Origin of the sequence: Mannheimia massilioguelmaensis (assembly GCF_000940515.1) — a bacterium.
In the GTDB taxonomy this organism is placed as follows: domain Bacteria; phylum Pseudomonadota; class Gammaproteobacteria; order Enterobacterales; family Pasteurellaceae; genus Basfia; species Basfia bettyae.
In genome coordinates this window covers 79,913-99,542 of sequence record NZ_CDQL01000005.1, presented here as the reverse complement: position 1 = coordinate 99,542, position 19,630 = coordinate 79,913, and the positions used below count along the sequence as shown (strand labels likewise).

Annotated in this window: 17 protein-coding genes and 1 tRNA gene; 7 read left to right on the top strand and 11 right to left on the bottom strand. The window is 35.7% G+C overall.

Going from position 1 to position 19,630, the window contains the following annotated elements:
- Positions 1 to 52 precede the first annotated feature (52 nt).
- Positions 53 to 865 carry an alpha/beta hydrolase gene (locus BN1226_RS03605; RefSeq protein WP_052506679.1) on the bottom strand — a complete coding sequence of 271 codons (813 nt, stop codon included), beginning with the start codon at positions 863 to 865 and terminating at the stop codon, positions 53 to 55.
- A 100-nt stretch (positions 866 to 965) separates the two neighbouring features.
- On the bottom strand, positions 966 to 3,041 hold the full coding sequence (locus tag BN1226_RS03600; protein ID WP_044470034.1) for a TonB-dependent receptor domain-containing protein: 2,076 nt from the start codon (positions 3,039 to 3,041) through the stop codon (positions 966 to 968).
- A 292-nt stretch (positions 3,042 to 3,333) separates the two neighbouring features.
- Here BN1226_RS03600 and BN1226_RS03595 point away from each other — a divergent pair.
- A tRNA-Lys gene (locus BN1226_RS03595) sits at positions 3,334 to 3,409 on the top strand.
- Positions 3,410 to 3,469: 60 nt separating this feature from the next.
- Here BN1226_RS03595 and BN1226_RS03590 read toward each other — a convergent pair.
- Complete coding sequence (locus BN1226_RS03590) at positions 3,470 to 4,510, bottom strand: Gfo/Idh/MocA family oxidoreductase (protein WP_044470033.1); 1,041 nt, start codon at positions 4,508 to 4,510, stop codon at positions 3,470 to 3,472.
- Positions 4,511 to 4,786: 276 nt separating this feature from the next.
- Between BN1226_RS03590 and BN1226_RS03585 the strand changes: the two genes are divergently transcribed.
- Both BN1226_RS03585 and BN1226_RS03580 read left to right on the top strand, forming a co-directional pair.
- On the top strand, positions 4,787 to 5,260 hold the full coding sequence (locus BN1226_RS03585) for a hypothetical protein (protein WP_044470032.1): 474 nt from the start codon (positions 4,787 to 4,789) through the stop codon (positions 5,258 to 5,260).
- A 10-nt stretch (positions 5,261 to 5,270) separates the two neighbouring features.
- Positions 5,271 to 7,355 (top strand): TonB-dependent receptor plug domain-containing protein, encoded by a 2,085-nt coding sequence (locus BN1226_RS03580; protein ID WP_044470031.1) that lies wholly within the window; start codon positions 5,271 to 5,273, stop codon positions 7,353 to 7,355.
- A gap of 67 nt (positions 7,356 to 7,422) precedes the next feature.
- On the opposite strand, the gene modD is transcribed toward BN1226_RS03580, so the two are convergent.
- The 5 genes from modD to BN1226_RS03555 are packed head-to-tail and all read right to left on the bottom strand — an operon-like array spanning position 7,423 to position 11,846.
- On the bottom strand, positions 7,423 to 8,283 hold the full coding sequence (modD, locus tag BN1226_RS03575) for a ModD protein (protein ID WP_044470030.1): 861 nt from the start codon (positions 8,281 to 8,283) through the stop codon (positions 7,423 to 7,425).
- An 11-nt stretch (positions 8,284 to 8,294) separates the two neighbouring features.
- Entirely contained in the window at positions 8,295 to 9,098 is an 804-nt protein-coding gene (locus BN1226_RS03570; protein ID WP_044470029.1) for a class I SAM-dependent methyltransferase, read from the bottom strand.
- Positions 9,095 to 9,841: an ABC transporter ATP-binding protein gene (locus BN1226_RS03565; protein WP_044470028.1), complete on the bottom strand. Its 747-nt coding sequence runs from the start codon at positions 9,839 to 9,841 to the stop codon at positions 9,095 to 9,097. Before BN1226_RS03565 ends, BN1226_RS03570 begins: the two co-directional genes overlap by 4 nt.
- A complete protein-coding gene (locus tag BN1226_RS03560; RefSeq protein WP_044470027.1) occupies positions 9,838 to 10,827 on the bottom strand; it encodes a FecCD family ABC transporter permease in 990 nt (329 codons plus the stop codon). Before BN1226_RS03560 ends, BN1226_RS03565 begins: the two co-directional genes overlap by 4 nt.
- The gene (locus BN1226_RS03555) at positions 10,827 to 11,846 is read right to left on the bottom strand and encodes an iron ABC transporter substrate-binding protein (protein WP_044470026.1); all 1,020 of its coding nucleotides are present in this window, start codon (positions 11,844 to 11,846) and stop codon (positions 10,827 to 10,829) included. The genes BN1226_RS03560 and BN1226_RS03555 overlap by 1 nt, the downstream gene beginning before the upstream one ends.
- A 179-nt stretch (positions 11,847 to 12,025) precedes the next feature.
- Here BN1226_RS03555 and BN1226_RS03550 point away from each other — a divergent pair, with 179 nt between their 5' ends.
- The 3 genes from BN1226_RS03550 to BN1226_RS03540 all read left to right on the top strand — a co-directional run bounded on the left by BN1226_RS03550 (position 12,026) and on the right by BN1226_RS03540 (position 15,521).
- On the top strand, positions 12,026 to 12,463 hold the full coding sequence (locus tag BN1226_RS03550; protein WP_044470025.1) for a MarR family winged helix-turn-helix transcriptional regulator: 438 nt from the start codon (positions 12,026 to 12,028) through the stop codon (positions 12,461 to 12,463).
- 86 nt (positions 12,464 to 12,549) lie between these two features.
- On the top strand, positions 12,550 to 14,034 hold the full coding sequence (locus BN1226_RS03545) for a subtype B tannase (protein WP_044470225.1): 1,485 nt from the start codon (positions 12,550 to 12,552) through the stop codon (positions 14,032 to 14,034).
- 77 nt (positions 14,035 to 14,111) lie between these two features.
- Positions 14,112 to 15,521, top strand: a complete 1,410-nt coding sequence (locus BN1226_RS03540) for an MDR family MFS transporter (RefSeq protein ID WP_044470024.1) — start codon at positions 14,112 to 14,114, stop codon at positions 15,519 to 15,521.
- A 187-nt stretch (positions 15,522 to 15,708) separates the two neighbouring features.
- Here BN1226_RS03540 and BN1226_RS03535 read toward each other — a convergent pair whose 3' ends face one another.
- Together BN1226_RS03535 and BN1226_RS03530 are read right to left on the bottom strand one after the other, a co-directional pair.
- Positions 15,709 to 16,551, bottom strand: a complete 843-nt coding sequence (locus BN1226_RS03535; protein WP_044470023.1) for an SIR2 family NAD-dependent protein deacylase — start codon at positions 16,549 to 16,551, stop codon at positions 15,709 to 15,711.
- A gap of 46 nt (positions 16,552 to 16,597) precedes the next feature.
- Positions 16,598 to 17,467, bottom strand: a complete 870-nt coding sequence (locus tag BN1226_RS03530; RefSeq protein ID WP_044470022.1) for an SIR2 family NAD-dependent protein deacylase — start codon at positions 17,465 to 17,467, stop codon at positions 16,598 to 16,600.
- A gap of 136 nt (positions 17,468 to 17,603) precedes the next feature.
- Here BN1226_RS03530 and BN1226_RS03525 point away from each other — a divergent pair, with 136 nt between their 5' ends.
- Positions 17,604 to 18,554, top strand: a complete 951-nt coding sequence (locus BN1226_RS03525) for a GlxA family transcriptional regulator (RefSeq protein WP_420835341.1) — start codon at positions 17,604 to 17,606, stop codon at positions 18,552 to 18,554.
- 98 nt (positions 18,555 to 18,652) lie between these two features.
- Here the strand turns inward: BN1226_RS03525 and BN1226_RS03520 are convergent, their stop codons facing one another.
- A complete protein-coding gene (locus BN1226_RS03520) occupies positions 18,653 to 19,495 on the bottom strand; it encodes a patatin-like phospholipase family protein (protein ID WP_044470020.1) in 843 nt (280 codons plus the stop codon).
- Between the last annotated feature and the right edge of the window lie 135 nt (positions 19,496 to 19,630).

Here is a 19,630-nt window from a genome sequence, read left to right as displayed (position 1 = left end):
ACCACTTTCTTTCAAGAAATGAGGGAGAATAATTTTCTCCCTCACACTGATATCATTTTTGAATTTTTTCTATCGTCGCCTGAATAGAAGGTTGAATAACCGCTCCGTGATCAGCTTGACGAATTAATTCAAACTGAACAGGTAATCCTTGCATTTTTAATTGGGAAGCAAATTCTCTAGTTGTGAGAAAATGTTGACGATGTTTAATCTTTTCTAAGCGCTTTTTATACATATTAGGATCTAACTCTGGGTGTTCTTCATATTCCCCAAAAGTCACTAAAATAGATTGAGGTGACAAACTCACCCAAGGTTGCTGTTTAGGAATAATGGCGCCGTTTCCCCACCAAAGTGAAGGGCTTGCAATAATATAGTGATCAAATAACTCGGGCTGATTAAATAAAACATAAAGACCGAATAAACCACCAAATGAATGCCCAAAGAAATATTCTTTTTCCTTATCAATAAGATATGTTGCTTCAATACTTGGCTTAACTTTCTGGGTAATAAATGCCAAAAAATTAGCTGCTTGTCCGCCTTTAGAGAAACGTTCTCCTGATGCAGGAATAGTATAATCCCTAGTTCGTTCCGCAATCACTTGAGATAAATCAGTGTTATACCCAATCCCAACAATTATCGGTAAAGTGCGGTCTGTTTTTACAGAATTTACCGCATAAGGAAATTGTGTATTGCCATCCAATAAATATAAGACAGGGGTCGGTCCATTTGTTTGTTTCGGAATAGCGATGAATAACCGATATTGATGCTGATTAAATTCGATATTTTGTGTAACAAAATTAAAATATGGCGTTTTATCAGTGTCTATCGCAGGAGTTTTTAAAATAGGTTCAGCCTGAGCTACTGACATAAAAGCGATACTCCATACCCATAAAAGAAAAAATTTTTTACTCATAATAGAAAAAATTGCACAAGGTAAAAACCCTGTGCAATCATATAATTAAACTCAATTAAAATGATACTGTCATATTAGCCCAATAGCGGCGACCATCTTCACGAGCCCAGTTACCACCATTGGTATCAATAACATCCAAACGTTCATTACCTAAATTTAAGACGGCTAAATTTAATAAGACATTTTTACTGATTTGATAATTTGCACCTAAATCGACAGTAGAGAAACCTGAACGTTCACGGGCAATATTTTTATTATCGCCATTGCGTGGATTTGCCCAAATTTGTTTACCTTGATAATGAAGTCTTGTGTAAACATCTAAATTATCATTCACCGTCCAAGTAAGTTTAGCACTTCCTGAATGTTTAGGTGTGTAATCTAATGGTAAACCTCTTAATGAAAGACCTGAAGCTGATAAATCCTCATCAGATTCACGTTTTGAATGTTGATAGGTATAACTTAAATCTAATCCTAATTGTTTCATTAATGGAATATGAGAAGAGAATTCAACCCCTTTAATATTCGCTTTACCCACATTATCATACACGTATAAATTTGCTCCAGTGATAGGATCTCGGGTACCTGTACTATAGCTAGTTAGTTTATTTTTAAAGTCTGTATTAAACACGGTTAAATTCGCATTAAATCCTGATTTATGAACATAGGTTACACCCACTTCTTCATTCACACTGGTTTCAGGATTAATATTTGGATTACCATAAATTACCCCAGCACCAGATTGAGTTGAAGTGACATACCCTTCGCTGACTTCTCGAATGCCAGGCGCTCTAAATGCTTTCGCTACGCCACCCTTTAAAGTAAATTCATCATTTAGGTGATACACTAAGTAAGCTTTAGGACTCCAGTGAGAGCCATATTTTTCATGATGATCTACACGTGCGCCTAAAGTTAATAATAAATCTTCAGTGAATGAAATTTCATCTTCTAAGAACAAGGCTTTTTGAATTGCTTTATTTTTAGTCAACGCCATATTTGCCACTGAACGAACGGCTCCCGTACGAGGATTAGTCACTCTTGTAACACCTGATACTGAATCATCATCTAACTTAGCATGTAAATATTGACCACCAAATACCAAGAAATGCATACCTGCTGGCACCATAAATTTGGCATCAACTACAGAGTTAGTGATTTCAGGTTGACGACTGTTATAACCAGAATAATATTTCACTTGGCGTTTAGCTTGTTCTTGATATACGCTAAATTCAGAACTCATAAAGCCCCAATCCGCATAATGGCTTAATGCCCAATGATTACGGCTAGCCAGTGTTGTTGACCAACTATTTGCTGTACAGTTTGAGCCACGACATGTTTGAGTAGCAACTGATTTTCCTGGAGTTTCTTCTTTTTTCTGAACATTACGCCCAGCTTCTAATTCAAATTTTTGTTTTTCCGTTGGCGTAAAGGTCAATTTAGTGGTAATGTTTTTATTATTATTTTTATTAAAACCGCCCACAAATTCATCTTCATTACGTAAATTACCACCACCGTAAACTTGGATGCCTAATAAATTCTGAACTAATGGACCAGATAAGAAAAAGTTGCCATTATAACCATTACCTGATTCATTATCCTCGTGTAAAAAGCCACCGAAAGATAAAGCTCCAGTCCAATCTTTTGTACTATCTTTAGTAATAACGTTAACTACACCACCCATTGCATCAGAACCATAGAGTGATGACATCGGGCCACGAATTACCTCAATACGTTCAATTGCTGTGACAGGCGGAATAAAGCCAGATTCAAAACCACCATTACCATTTGGGCGGGATTCACGAGTATTTTGACGACGTCCATTAACCATAAATAAAGTATAATCGGCAGGTAAACCACGAATTGATACATCTTGTTTATTTGGTCCAGTACCGCCAATATTCACGCCTGGTACATCTTGTAATGCATCCACAAGATTATTGACGGGTTTACTTTGTAAGGCTTTTTGATTTACCACACTAATACTGGCTGGGGCATCTTTTAATTCTTGAACTGTACCTGTTGCAGTGACAACAATATTCTCTAATTTCTCAAATTTTTCATTTTCAGCCGCTAATGCTTGCTGTGTAAAGCAGGCAGCAGTAAAAAGTGCAATATAACTTAATGTTGTTTTCATGGTTCCCTCTAAATAGTTAAAAATTAATCAAAATCGATAATAATTTAACATTTAATAACATTAAATTAAATAATAATTATTTTATCTAAAAAGTGGATATTCCATGACACGACGAATTAATATTGTTTACATAGAAAATTAAATAAATAATCTTTCTTCAAAAAGGAATCAGCATTCAAACCTGTTAATATTTATACAAATAAACTTTGTGTTTAGATCAAATAATTATAAAAAAATTATAAAATTTAATCGCACTTTCCAATTTTTTTCTTTAATATAATAAACATGATTTGGGTTGTTAGCTCAGTCGGTAGAGCAGCGGACTCTTAATCCGTCGGTCGAGAGTTCGAGCCTCTCACGACCCACCAAACAGCAAATAAAAAAGTGCGGTAGCAATTTTTAAAATTGCTACCGCACTTTTTTATATATTACAATGCTATTTTCTTTCCTTGCGCCGCACTTTCAAAAGCTTTTTCAATAATATTTAATACTGCAATAACTTGTTCAATAGTTACAATCTGTGGTTGGTGATGCACAATACTTTCATAAAAGTTATCATATAAATTTTGATAGCTACAGCTCACATTGGGATAGCTTTGACGAATCAGTTCACCATTTAATTCCGTATGCAATATTCCCCATCCAGAGATTGATTCCATAAACCAGTCGCCTTTAGTGAGAACCCCCTTGTTTAATAAACTTTCTTGAATATCCACATCTTTCTTCACATAAGAGCCTAAACGTCCATGCAGTGAAAAATGATTGCCTGTTTCACGCACATATTTACTCGCTAATAAGGAAACTTTTAAACCATTTTCATAATAAAGATGGATATCAAAATTATCATCCACTAAGGCTCCTTCATGTTGATAACGAATATCCGCAAAAACAGCTTTAGGCTGACCAAATAAATACACTGACTGATCAATTAAATGTACAGCTAAGTCATATACTAAGCCTGTGCCTTTATCACCGAGTTCTTTCCAAAGTTTCGGATTTTTAGTTTTTGCATAGCGGTCAATTCGGATTTCACAATCCACTAACTCACCTAACAAACCTCGTTCAATAATCTGTTTGGCGGTAGCAATTTCACTATCCCAACGACGATTTTGGTAGACATACAGAACAACCTTATGTTGTTTAGCTAATTCACCTAATTCAAATGCTTCTTTTGCCGTCGCCACCAAAGGTTTTTCCACTAACACATGCTTACCTGCAACCATTGCCTGTTTCACCATTTCATAATGAGTTTGATTTGGCGTAGTAATAATGACAGCATCAATATCATCTGTTAATAATTGTGAATAATCACGTACAACTTCAGCAGTTGGAACCCATTGTAAACCACGCTCAGTAGTTCGTTCATAGAATTTTTTTATAGCAAAACGTGCATCATCTTTTAAAAATGGTACATGAAACAAACGACTAGAATAGCCACTCCCCGCAATTGCCACATTAAGCGTTCTCATCTTATTTCCTTTTGCATGAATTTTAAGCAAATATAATAATCTGCTTTAAGTTTAGATAGCAAAGTTTTTCTTTACCCTAACAAAAATCACTTATTTTCCTCTGCAAAACCATAAATACAATGAGCAAGAAAATAAGCTATCAAAAAGTGCGGTAAAATTTTGAAAAATTTTCTGCAAATACAAAACAATCTTTTTATAATCAGCCAAAACGTTATATTGATAAATATATAAAGAAGTATATAATCAAACAAATTTATTTATATAAGACAATATATTATGAAAAGCTTCCCTGTGATTTATAAATTTATGGTGATTTGCTTATTACTATGCTCCCTATGTTTAGTGGCAGCATCAGGAATAAGCCTATATTTAGGTTTTAACTTCTCTTTATCACTTTATCTACATCTTACTTGTGCATGCATCCTTGTTCTATTTGCCGTCCTACATTTTATTAATCGTCGTAGTAAATTTCGTAAACTAAAAACCCAAATGTATGATGTCATTATGCATAGCAAATATCCGAGCTATTGCACATTAGATCGCCTCATTATGACGTTTGAGGGACTGACTATTCAGCAACTAATCGATACTCTTCAATTAGATGAAACACAATTGAAAAATGCCTTCCAAGAAAATCGAATTTTTATTCAATCTAATCAACACACTCTACGTCAAGTCACAAAAAATGATGATGAGAAAATTTTCTTAGCGATTGATATTGTGACAAGACTAAAATTTCTATCAATCTAAGGAGTCTATTTTGCGTTCAATTTTATTTAAACTTAGTACCATATCTATAGCGTTGGCATGTGTTCTCCCTGCATTAGCTGAACAACAAAAAGACGCTAATGATGTTTTCTCTCTCGGCACTATTTATGTATACGATAGCAATAAAACCTTAGCAGATCGTTTAGAAACCACGGTGTCTAAAGAGGAAATGGAACGTTTTGAACATAAAAATATTGGTACTGCATTATCACGTGTACCTGGTGTGGTTTACAGTTATGCTCAGGGCAATCGTTATGAATCCGCTGTGACTGTACGTGGCTATGGTATGCGTTATGTGCCGATTTATGTGGACGGTATTCCTGTTTATATTCCCTATGATGGTTATTCCGATTTAGGTCGTTTCACCACCGCAGATCTTTCTTCTATTCAAGTCTCAAAAGGCTATAGCTCCGTGATGTATGGACATAATGCCATGGGTGGAGTTATCAATATTACAACCTTAAAACCACGCTCTGAATTAGATATTACAGGCACGCTAGGCTATGCCACTGGTAATACTCGTGAATTATCGGCCAATCTGGGCAGCTTACAAAATAAATGGTATTTCCAAGCTGGTGCTTCTGAATTAGAACGTCGTTTTATTGATCTTTCAGAACAAGCTACCGAAGATGCTAATGGTAATCCTGTCCATTCTGATAAATATGCTTATTACACAAAAGATCGTCGAGCAAACATGAAAATAGGCTATATTCCCAATGATTCTGATGAATACGTCATTAGCTACTCAAAACAAACTGCAGAAAAATATCCTCGTCCTGTGAAAAATGGTTTTGCACCAACTACTTGGGAATGGCCTACTTGGGATCGTGAAACCATTTCTTTTGTGTCAAATACAAAATTCTTTAATGAACAACTCTATATCAAACCTCGTATTTATTATGATAAATTCGAAAATACTTTAGTAGGCTGGGGTGGTAGTCGTAATGGTAGCCATTATGATGATAGTGCCTTTGGTTCATCTGTTGAATTAGGTACAACGGCAATAGCAGATCATTTGATTAAAACTATGGTGAGTTATAAACGTGAAAAACACCGCAGTTTTGATACCGATGCAACGACAGGCAGTGTGTTAGCTAATAGTGACTCAGAAGCAACACAAAAATTCTATTCAGTCGCTGTAGAAGATACCATTAAACTCAGCGATCAATTTGAATGGCAAATTGGTGCTCTTTATACTAAACGTAAAGCGCAAGCCACTAACTTAGGTTCAGGTGTACAAAGCATTATTCAAGCTTATCCACAAATTAGTGCCATGCTTGCTCCTAATATTGATGCTTGGGATTATCAAACAGCATTATTCTATAAGCCAGTAGAAAACCATATATTCCACGCAAGTATTGCTAAACGTACCCGTTTCCCTAGCTTTAAAGAAGCATATTCAAATTATTCTGCTGGAAATATGACAAAAAATCCTAAAACAGGAAAACGTGTACCCGCAGTAACCGTGCAAGATTCTGGTTTATCCCCTGAAAAAGCAATGAATTATGAAATTGGCTATCAAGGAAAACCTCTTGAAGGACTAAATCTTGAAGCTGCATTATTTCTCAGTCGCTCGAAAGATGCCATTACACGTAGTGGGTATGACTTTGATAGCTACCCTGGTTTTGCAGTGCGTAAAAATATGAATATTGAAGGCGTGATTGAACGCAAAGGTTTTGAGTTAGGGGCGAACTATGATGTGTCATCATTTTTCAGTTTAGGCGGAGCCTATACTTATTTGCAAGCTAAAAATCGTGATAATCCTAATGGTCAGTTAATAGATATTCCAAAACATTTTGGTAACTTATATGCGACATTCCGTCCAATAGAATCTATTTCTATCACGCCATCCCTAGAAGCACGTAGCAGTAGCTTAGCCACGAATAATGGTTCCGCTCGCAACCCAGGCTATACACTTTATCACTTAAAATTGTCCTATTCCCCTGAAGCATGGAAATATGTGACATTTAATGTAGGCATAGATAATCTGTCAAATAAAAACTATCAAGGTTATGATGATTACTATCCATCGCAAGGTCGTTACTACTACGCCAATATACGTATTGATTTCTATTAATCGCTAAAATAAAGTGCGGTAAGATTTTTAAAAATTTTTAAAAACCTACCGCATTTTTAGTACATTATTACGCCTTTTCAATAACCACTTTAATATCTTCGGGCATAGCATAATAAGGTGCAGAAGTAATAAATAAATTCACACCTGTTTTTGCATATTCAGCCACATTATCTTTATTTATCCCGCCTGCCACAGAAATCTGGATTTTAGCTGTTGGGTGCACTTGATGATACTGAGTTAATAATGCGACAGCAGTTTTAGTTTGTTCAATAGAAAATTTATCACATTGAATAATATCAGGTTCGGCAGAAAGCATTGCTGAAAATTGCTCTAAATTATCCGCTTCCACCGTAACTTTATTTTCAGGGGCTTCACTGCGAATTTGGCTAACAATTTGTTGCCAATTTTCGGGTTGACTACATAAATTACGATGGTTAGTGAAAACTAATAGGGTTTCACTAATTCCTTGACGATGAATATGCCCACCACCAGCTAATACTGCATTAGTTGCTAGTTTACGTGTATTAGGAATGCTTTTTCTTGTACAAGCCACCACCGCATTGGCATTAATTAGCTTTGCATTTTGCACCATATCATAAGTATATTGTGCAACACCACAAGACCATTCCAAAACCAGTTGGACGACTTTCCAAGCTTGATGTAATCGTTCCGCAGTACCTTTAACTTCGATCAAAACTTGGCCTTTATCCACAAGTTCACCGTCTTTTACATAAACTTGTGGACACAATTCTAATTTTTTTAGTAATTTCTCTGCAACTTGAATACCTGCCACCATCCCTGAATTTTTACGTTTAAATAGCATTTTTGCAGGAATATTCTCAATATTCAGTGCATGTGTGGTTAAATCACCACGGTAAATATCTTCTAATAAAAGATCATCGAGTTCTTTTTCTGAAAAATAGATCATTTGTGATCTCCTTATTTTTTCCAACTCACATAAGCCCATTGTTTTGAACATAGATAAAGTTGTAATTGGGTTTTATTGGCTTGATAATAGGCATTCAAACGGGCTTTCTCAGACTCGGTTAATGCACCTATAGACCAACTGACTGAACGTTCTAAATCGGCTAAACTCATCGCTTTATTTTCTACCATACCCATAGCAGACTGAATAAAGCTCACAGAAGCATAATAACCTTGCTGATAAAGAATATTGACCGCATAAATATAATTAGGAAAACCCACTGAATCACGTCCTATGGCTTGTAAAATATCACGAGAAATAAAGTCTTTTTCAACTGTCATGGTCATATAAACTGCACGTTTTGCTTTCTCATTGAGTTTGTTAAGCGCAACAGATAAATCTTCTACCATTGAAGAACGGGAAGACACGGCGATGTCACATTGAGGAATCTCATGCCAATCATCAAACCAAGCTAAATTAATTGGTGTAATATTAGTAATACCTAGTTTTTCAGCACGTTTTAGCAGAAGTTCGAGCATTTTTTGACTAAAATCTAAAGCATATACATGCTTTACCTTAGGTGCAACTGCAAGGCTAATTGCACCACCACCGCAACCAACATCTAAAACAGTATCCGTAGAATTAAGATCCATTTTTGATAAAAAGGCACTCACATATTGGTCGGTTGTATCGAAACTCGATTCCGCCATTTTCTCCGCTTTACGATCCCAATCTTCTGGACATTTTGGTTTTCTCGCTGCTAATTTAAAATGATTACGATAAAGTTCATCAAAAGCAACATCTCTGATAGTTTTCATCTTTTATCCTTATATTTACGTAATAATTGTTCTTCCAAGCCATAAATTTGTGCCAAATTCTCAATGGTCAGTGTTTTCTCTGGAGAATCATCTGCAATAATATGCCCCTGATGAAACAACAATACACGATCGGCAATTTGTTCTGCTTGCTCAGGTTGATGAGTGGTCAGTAAAATTGTAAAACCTTGTTGTTTTAAATTTTGAATATGTTCCATGACTTTAATTTGGTTTCCAAAATCTAAATTTGAAGTAGGTTCATCAAGAATCAAAATATTGGTTTGTTGGCTTAACGCTCTTGCAATCAGTACAAGCTGACGTTCACCACCGCTTAACTCGGTATAAACACGCTGAGTTAAATGAGCAATATTCAACGATTCTAAACTCTGATGCACAATGGCAATATCTTGTTTATTAGGCGTGCTATACCAAGGTAAATGTGCGGTTCTGCCCATTAATACCACCTCTTCTACTGAATAAGGGAATAACTGATGAGCCTGAGGCACATATCCTATCATTTGGGCAATTTCTCTAACCGAGAATGTGCTTAATGCTTTATGATTTAAATAAACCTCACCTGCAATAGGCGTTAATAAACCTAATAAAGTTTTTAGGAATGTGGTTTTCCCACAACCATTCGCCCCTAATAAGCACACTACTTCTTGTTGATTTAAGGTAAAATTTAGGTCAAAACCTACCGCACTTTTATGGTAACCAATGGATAAATCTCTTGTAGCTAAAATCATGGTCTACCGCCTCTAACCAGCAAACTCAAAAAGAATGGTGCACCAACCGCAGAAGTGAGAATTCCTAATGGAATTTCAATCTGAAATAAACTACGAGCAAGAGTATCTGTCAGCACTAAGAAACTCGCTCCGATAAATAAACTTGCTGGCAATAAACGTCGATAATCCGCCCCAATCCATAATCTAGCCATATGTGGAATCACTAACCCAATCCAGCCGATAATTCCCGTAATGGAAACCACCGCAGAAGTCATTAATGTTGCGGAAAAAATAAAAATGATACGTGTACGTTTTGGATTAATTCCTAAAGCTTGAGCCTCTTCTTCATCAAGGCTGAGGACATTCATTTGCCAACGTAACAAAATTAACGGAATTAAACTAACTAATATAAAAGGCAACGTAGTAAGAATATCCTGCCAAGTTGCCATATTGAGTCCACCTAACAACCAAAAAGTCATGGTCGTCAGTTGACTATAAGGGTCAGATAAAATCTTTAATAATGAAATGCCCGCTCCAAGCAAAGAGCCAATAGCAATACCTGATAACACTAAAGCGAGCTGCGGAGCATGATGACGTGCGGTTTGAGAAATAAGATAAACAAGGAAAACAGCTGTTAAACCACCACAAAAAGCAGCGATTTGAATAATAAATAAATTATAACCGAAATAAATCGCAATCACCGCTCCTAAACCTGCCCCAGAACTTACTCCAAGAATATCAGGTGAAACCAGCGGATTTTTAAACATTCCTTGATAAGTTGCCCCAGCTACAGATAGAGCCGCGCCAACAAGTATTGCCGTAATAATGCGAGGTAAGCGAATATTCCATAAAACAGTTTCAGCACTTGTTGATATATTCTCTTGAAAAAGATGAATAAACGCTTGCCACAATTGAGCTAAAGATAAAGGATATTGCCCCAAATTTAGAGCAACTAACATACTAATCAACAAGAGAATGGGTAAACTGCCCATTTTAAGATTTTGCATTATTTTACTCCAAAAGCTAAACCTTCTTGTTCCGTTAATTTATGATCATAAAATAATTCAAAATATTCTGTGATTAAGGCGCTATAAGTACTTTGATCTAATTTATGTGGATTGAGTAAATGTCCTAGCCATATGGCACCTAATAAACGATTAATACTTGGAGGGCTATCGATCCAACCAAATGGTTCATTAGGTACTAAATAAATTTTCTGATTTTTGACCGCAGTTAAGTTCTGCCATAATTCTGAAGTCTGAATAGCTTTATACAAATTAGGATCTTGGGTAATAATTAAATCAGGTTGCCATTGTAACAATTGCTCCATAGAAATGCGGACCGTTTTATTCTGTCCAATGACAGCCGCAGCATTTTTTGCGCCAACCCATTCAATCACCTCTGTATGAATAGAATGTTCTAATCCTGTTTCAAGCCCATCAACACCACGAGCAACATAAACTGACAAGCTATTATCTTGCCGACCAATATTTTCAGTAATTGATAAAATACGTTCAGCAAAAATCGCTAGCTTTTCCGCTCTATCCTGGTTATTTAGTAATTTACCAATGCTTCTAATCTGTTCTGCACTTTGTGAAAAACGCCCATCAATCAATACGTAAGGAACATTAGTTTGCTGATAAACTCGTTCTGCGGTAGCAATATAACTCGGTGTAGTACTACCTAAATCTAAAATAAGATCGGGATTTAAATTGGCAATTTTTTCTATTGGTGCAGTAGAACCACGCCCAGCTAAACGCCCAGTTTCAGGTAATTTCACAATATTTGGATCAAAATAGGGCTGAATTTTAGAAGATAAAGCACTAGATAGACCTATCAGCTTCTCAGGTGCAATAGAAATTAACATCACATCAGAAACTTTACCCGCACTAAATACATGTCGAACTTGCTGAGGATCAATTTCACCATAATGTGCAACAATTAATGGATCTTTTGCTACCGAAAACCATGATGTGAAGCTTAAAAATAAAAACGCTATTATTTTAAAAAATAGTTGTTTTTTCATATAAATGTCACCATAACTAGAACCGTTATATATTATATTTTATATGTTAATTTTTAAATAACAATAGTAAAAGATTTAGATATACATTAAAGATCTTGATGATTATTTTTTAGCAAAATTTACCTCTTGTAATTAGTCCTAAAATTTACTATATTAATAATAAACTTTAGGACTAATTTATGCTAATTACCAATAAACAAATTAATCAAGCAGCCTTAAATACTACATTAATTCATCAAAGTTACAGTGAATATGCTAAACGGTTTCATTTAAATTATAACGAATTGATCGTTTTGTATTCTCTTGTTACCCAGAAAGTCTGTACGCAAAAGCAGATAGGAGCAATTCGGGAATTACCCAAGCAGACTGTGCATAACATTTGCCGAAAATGGATTGCAGAGGGAATAATTAATGTACTTGATAATTCTGAAGATAAACGTGAAAAGAATCTAACATTAAGTAAAAAAGGACAAACTTTGGCATTGCCGATTATAGAACCTTTACTTGAGCTAGAATATCAATCCGTTGCTGAATTTGGCGTAGAAAATATGCATGCATTTATCCATTATTTTTCTACGCTACAGAAGATTATTGCCAAGAATATTGGCTCAAAATAGTCTTATCTTATTTCATTTATTTCAATTTTAGGAGAGTAATAATGGGCTTTAATAAAATCTTAACAAGCTGTTTGTTATCTAGTTTTATGATGACCGCTCATGCCGTGCCAATGGGTGATAATCCATTAAAAAATGTCCCTTTTGCTAATCAAACTAATCATGGTTTTAGTTTAGATTTTGATGGAAGTAAATTCGTAAAACGTAGCACTAACGTAAATGGAGAAGTGATTTCTTATCGTGCGATTGAAAAAATTGTGTATGTAAAAAATCCTGTTGAAGCAGAATATCAAACCATTAATTTTTATGTCCCTGAAGCCTATTTCTTAGCTAAAAAACTTAATGGCTACAGCTCAGAAACAGCTCCTATTTTCTTACCTAATAGCATTGGCGGATATATGCCAGCGGTTGCCGCAACAGCGGAAGCAAAAGGTATGGGTGGAAAAACAAGTACTATTTTACAAGCCTTAAAACAAGGTTATGTAGTGGCCTCAGTTGGGGCAAGAGGGCGTACTCTTGGTCATGATGGCAATTATACGGGGAAAGCACCTGCCGTAATTATTGACTTAAAATCAGCGGTTCGTTATCTACATGCAAATGATGCCAAAATGCCTGGTGATGCAAATAAAATTATTTCTAATGGCACCTCTGCTGGCGGAGCGATGTCGGCATTATTGGGTGCAAGTGGAAATAGTACGGATTATGAAAACTATTTCGCAGAATTAGGCGCTGCTCAAGCAAGCGATAGCATTTTCGCAGTATCTGCGTATTGCCCTATCACAAATTTAGAACACGCAGATATGGCTTATGAATGGCAATTTCATACGTTAACTGATTATGAACGAATGGACATGTCTAAACTAACAGCGCAAACCTATAATGATCGCTCTAAAGCTATGCCTATGATAACAGGAAGTCTAGATAGCAAACAGCGCAATGTCTCCAAGCAACTCAAAGCACAATTCCCTGCTTATTTAAACAGTTTAAATCTTAAAGACAGCAACGGTCAGCCTTTGCAATTAGATGCTGATGGTAATGGTAGCTTCAAAGATTATATTGCTGAACAGATTGTCGCTTCGGCAAATAAAGCTATCTCAGAAGGTATAGATTTATCAAATGAAAAATACTTAACTATTGAGAATGGCAAAGTAACCGCTGTTAATTTCGATGCCTTTATAGCACACAAAAAACGTATGAAAACACCGCCTGCTTTTGATGCTTTGGATTTAAGCTCTGGAGAAAATAATTTATTTGGTGATAAAACCACCAACAATAAACATTTTACTGCTTACAGTTTCGAAAATAGCCAAGTAAACGGCAAAATGGCAGATAGTAATATTATTCATATTATAAATGCGATGAATTATATTGATAATCCACAATCAGCAACCTATTGGCGTATCCGTGCTGGTTCGTCTGATTACGATACATCACACGCTATTTCCGCCATACTGGCAATAAAATTGCGTATGAATGGCAAACAAGTAGATTATGCCTTACCTTGGGGAATACCACATTCAGGTGATTATGATTTACTGGAGCTATTCTCTTGGATTGATAAAATCTCTAAGTAATGCTTAACTCCATCAGGGCGTTTGAAATAATCAAACGCCCTTCTCAAATATTCAGCTAATCTCACAAGTAATAAGTTATGCAACATATTTATTCACAACATAACGAAGGGCTTTCTCTTCGCTTAGTTTTACCTATAGCTTCTACTTCATTAATGTCATTTAGTGGTATCGTTAGTGAAACGGCAATGAACGTCGCTTTTCCCACATTAATGAAAGATTTGCAGATTACCACTTCAAGCGTGCAATGGTTAACCACAGGCTATCTACTAGTATTAGCATTGATTATGCCATTATCGTCTTTTTTGAAAAAACGCTTTGATATACGAACGTTATTTTTTATGGCTATTGGGCTATTTATTATAGGTACATTAGTTTGCATCATTGCTCCAAATTTTACCATACTGTTGTTAGGACGATTATTGCAAGGAGCAGGCACTGGAATTGCATTGCCGTTAATGTTTAACATTATTTTGGCAATCACTCCTAAAAGTAAGCTTGGTTTTATGATGGGCGTTGCTTCGTTAATTTCATCAATGGCACCCGCAGTAGGACCCGTTTTAGGTGGATTTATTGTTGGCACTTATGGTTGGCGAATGATCTTTGTTGTGTTATTGCCCATATTGATGATTTCATTAATCTTAGGCAGTAAATTTATCACTCCAATCAGCAAACCTATTACAACACAATTTGACAAAGTCGGCTATGTGCTTTTAATTATTGGTTTTACTGCTTTTGTTTATGCTACTGAGCAGAGTGCATCTGTGGGTTGGGTTGGTTCAACAGTTTTAGAATTAATGTCTATCGCTGTTTTAGCCTTGGGAATATTTGTGTGGCGTTCCATACATTTATCTTCCCCGTTGTTAAATCTCTACCTATTTCGCAATAATGCTTTCAGTTTCTCATTATTATTTATCTTAATCGGTCAATTTAATGTATTATCCCTTGGGTTTTTAATCCCAAACTATTCACAACTTGTTTCAGGCTCATCAACTTTTATTGCTGGATTATTATTGCTTCCTGGTTGCCTGATTGGTGCTTTTATTGCTCCTATCGCAGGTCGTTTATACGATAAATTCGGAGTAAAACCGCCTATTTTAACAGGGGCTATTTTATTAGTTATAGCAACACTTTTATTTGCCATATTTGTGAAACAATTAACTACGTTAATTACTATGATATTCTATATCGTATTTACCGTAGGCCAGGGTTTAGCCATCGGTAACAGTATGTCCTTTAGTTTATCTCAACTTAACCATGAACAATCTGCAGATGGCAATGCCATTATTAATACCTTACAACAATTAAGTGGCGCCGTTGGTACATCAGTTGCTGCAAGTCTCATCGCTGTAGAACAAACAACTTCATCATCTTTTGCTGAGACTACCTTACAAGGTAGTCAAAACGCCTTTTGGTTATTAGCCATATTGGCAATGGTAGCACTCGTATTAATTATTTTGGCATTCAAAAGCCACCTATTAAAAAAATAGATTTCTAACTAAAAGGAAAAAGTTTGTATCTACATAAACATTATTTAATCTATCGGCAAGAACAGCGCCAAAACAAAAAAATCTGTACTTTTATAGTATGACTGAAATAACAAAAAGTATAAAAGTGCGGTTCTTTTCTAGAAAATTTCTAAAAATCCTACCGCACTTTTAAAATACTGAGTAGTGCCTAAAGATAGCTGATAATAGCCTCCAATGCATCTGCAATATCGCCATCAACGCCCAGAGATTGATGGGCAATTTGTTCTGGAATATAAAGTTCACCTTTGTTAAAAGTCACATAAAACGCATTTGGCTGGCTTGCCACTAAATTCATTAACGGTGCCTTAATTAATTGATTACGAAAACCAATACCAAATTCCAAAACTAAAATAATTTTACCCGAATGTTGTTGCAGAAAGCCTTGTAAATCTCGTTGTTTCACTTGCCAATGAGAAGTACTAAAAAAGCGTTCTCCATGGCCAATATTTACTTTCATATCTCCCCCACATTTAGGACATTTAGGTAATAAATAGTCGGGAAGTTCAGTGGTCTGCGTATGATTTTCCATGGCTTTTAATGCCTCTGAATTATCATAAACACCATCATGGCAATGAGCAGCACAATGGCTTTCGGTTATTTTACCTTCAAGCTCAAAAACATTTTCAGATTTAAAGCCAGCTAACGTGAAATGATCTTCAGTATTACTAGTTAAGACAAAATGCGGTTTATTAGACACTAACTGATATAAATTCTGCATCATGGAAGTTGAATGCTCATGAAAACGTTTTAAATTAGCCAAACGTGCTATATATGCCCAATGCTGATTGGCTTTCTGATAATCATAAAAATAGCCTTGCAAAATACTATGGATAGCAAATTTACTACGAAAATCTGCAAAATGTTGTTGGAACCATACATTATCAGCGAAGATATTAAAACCTTCGGAAATAGACAATCCATTGCTTGCGCCAATTAAAATCGCATCAGCTTGTTTAATTTTTTCGGCAATATGTTGATAGATGGTATTCATTTTAGTCTCTTTAAATAAAAATTTCGCCAAATATAACCGCACTTTTTTATGCGACTTTTGCTTGATTCTGTTTTTTCATTGCTACTAAATCATGTAGAACTTCCGCAATATTGTGATCAAAAATGACTGATTTATTTTCTTCTACCATAGGAAAATGATCTTCATCTTTGTTAATTCGAATTAATGAGGCATTCGCCCAACTATTTACCATCTTAGCGAATGGCCACTTGATAATATTGGGGGTCATTTTTCCTACACCTAATTCAATAAATAAAATCTTTTTATGATGATTTTTAATGACAAAATCTTCATAGCGATTTAATCGCTCAGCCCAAAATTTACCTTCTAAAAATTCATAAGAACGGATCCAAGGTTCTAGTTCAGCCCCACAATGTGGACAATGAGGAATCGTATCAGGATCGACTTCTGTGCCTATGATACTCGCAGACATTTTACGTACAGCTTCTTCCGCAGGATAAATACCATCATGGCAAGGATGTTTACATTGCAACCAATGCGCATCACCCTGTGGATAAGCAATACGTTCTTCATCGAATACTTTTGAAAATTGCATATCTTGATTGGTAGTAATCACAAAATATTGTTTATCTTTAACCAATTCAAACAGATCTAAATAAGTTTGTCCTGCGGGTTCATCAAACATTGCAGTAGCATGCTTAGATAAATATGCCCAACGCTCTTTTGAGGTAGGATAGGCATAATATAATGCCTTGAAACACCCCGTGACCCCATATTTTTCTTGAAACTCACTAAAGTGTTTTTTGAAATAATCGCTGTTATGATAAAAATCATGGCCATTCGCAGTAGACATTCCAGAAGCCCCACCTATAACCACAGCTTCCGCTTGTTGAATACATTCAAATGCTTGTTGTAAATCTTGTTCGTAACCTTTCATCTTTATTCCTAATCATCAAATGTTCTACTGATGCAATCAGAAAATATTTTGCGAGATGATAGAAAAGATAAAAATTGACTTTTTATTCATAAAAAGAAAAAATTGGGTCAATTATTAAAAAATAACAAAGATGATTATGAAAACTGTCGCTTTAATACTTTATCCACATTTCAGTTTATTCCATTTTGCTATTCCTCAAATGGTCTTTTCTGAACGTGGCTTAAATGGTGAACCTTTATTTGATTTGAAAATTGTAGCAGAGCAACCTGAGATTCCTCTTTCAGGCGGAACTATGGTACATATTGATGGTGATTTCAGCTTACTTGAACAAGCGGATTTTATCATTATCCCTGCTTGGAACAATCCAGCTGAACCGCCCACTGAAGCGCTGAAAATTGCATTACAAAAAGCCTATCTACGAGGAGCAACCGTTGTCGGTTTATGCTATGGTGCTTATGCCCTTGCCTATTCAGGCTTATTAGATGGCAAACGGGCAGCAACCCATTGGAAAGCTGAGGAAGATTTTCATCAACGTTTTCCACAAATCAAATTAGATATGAATTCTCTTTATGTGGAAGAAGAACGCTTAATAACTTCTGCGGGTACAGTGGCAGGATTAGATTGCTGTTTAGCGATTGTGCGTTCTATATATGGTGTCAAAGCTGCTAATCATATGGCTCGATTATTTGTCACCTCGCCCCATAGAGAAGGTGGACAAGCACAATTTATTGAACAGCCCTTACCAAGAAAAACCTCAAATGAAAACATTAATCAACTGTTGGATTACTTACGAGAAAACTTACCATCTCCACATTCTGTTAATGAACTGGCCACTCGCCTAGCCATGAGCCGTAGCACGTTTACTCGTCATTTCCGTAAGGCAACAGGCATGTCCGTAGCGCAATGGCTAATTGAGACTCGATTACAAAAAGGGCGAGATTTATTAGAAAGTAGCCAACTGACTATCGAAAATATTGCTGAACAAATTGGCTTTAAAAGTGCGGTAGGTTTCCGACAACATTTTCTGAAAAAGCACCAAATCAGCCCGAGAGCTTGGCGTAAACAATTTGGTATTAGAAGCAGTTGATTTTATAACGACAAATTGTGACGAAAATTTTTTAAAACGACACCGCACTTTTGAGCATAACTATCAGGCTAGTAGTTATCGCATCGATAAAAATAATATTATCTTGCTAAATAGCCGTTGAGCCCTTCAATGGCTTTTTTACCATCTGCTAAGCCTAATTCATACATCGCTTGTACCATATGAGGGTCTTTCTCTAATCGACTAATTTTAAGGCTTTGAGAAGGGCGAATCACAAAGATTTGTTGTTGATTATTCAGCTCAATAATGCGTTCCACGGTTTGGTTATATTCCGCATAACGATTTTCCCAACGTTCCGCTAATTTGGGATATTTACGATAAAATAAATTAAACAATGCCATAGAACTTGGGGTTTTACGATATTCCAAAGGACGTGTCAAAACCACAATAATTTTGTCATAACCGAGATCAAAACATTTTTGCAGTGGAATGCTGTCAGCAATGCCTCCATCTAAATATTTCTGACCATGAATTTCTACCATCTTTGAAACAAAAGGCATAGCGGAAGTAGCTCGTAATACTTCCATTTGTTTAAAGGCATCTTGGATTTTAAAATATTCAGCTTCACCGGTTTCTACATTAGTAAGCGTCACCCAGAAATCCATTGCTGATTGCAAAAAAGCTTTTTGATCAAAAGGATCCAGGCTAAACGGCAATTCATAAAAAGCAAAATCTTTATTCACAATATTGCCCGTGGTCAGTAAACTGTATAGCCCCATATAACGTCTATCATTGAGATATTTTTTATTATAACGAATCACTCGTCCACGCTGTTTTGAAGGCAAATTAATACCAAATAAGGCGCCAGCGGATACGGTTACCGCACCATCAATATGAATATTTTCGTCTAAAAATACATCCAATACACCAGCCGTAAACATGCCACGCATGGCGCCACCTTCTAACACTAAACCAACTTTCATATTATTTGCCTTTGAACTCATGCACAAAAAATTTTAAAAAGGATTAATCATCAAAAAACTGAATAAAATCAATTCTATTGCCACCAGCATAAAATACCTGCAATAAACAATTGATGCAAATAATGCGGTTTTCTA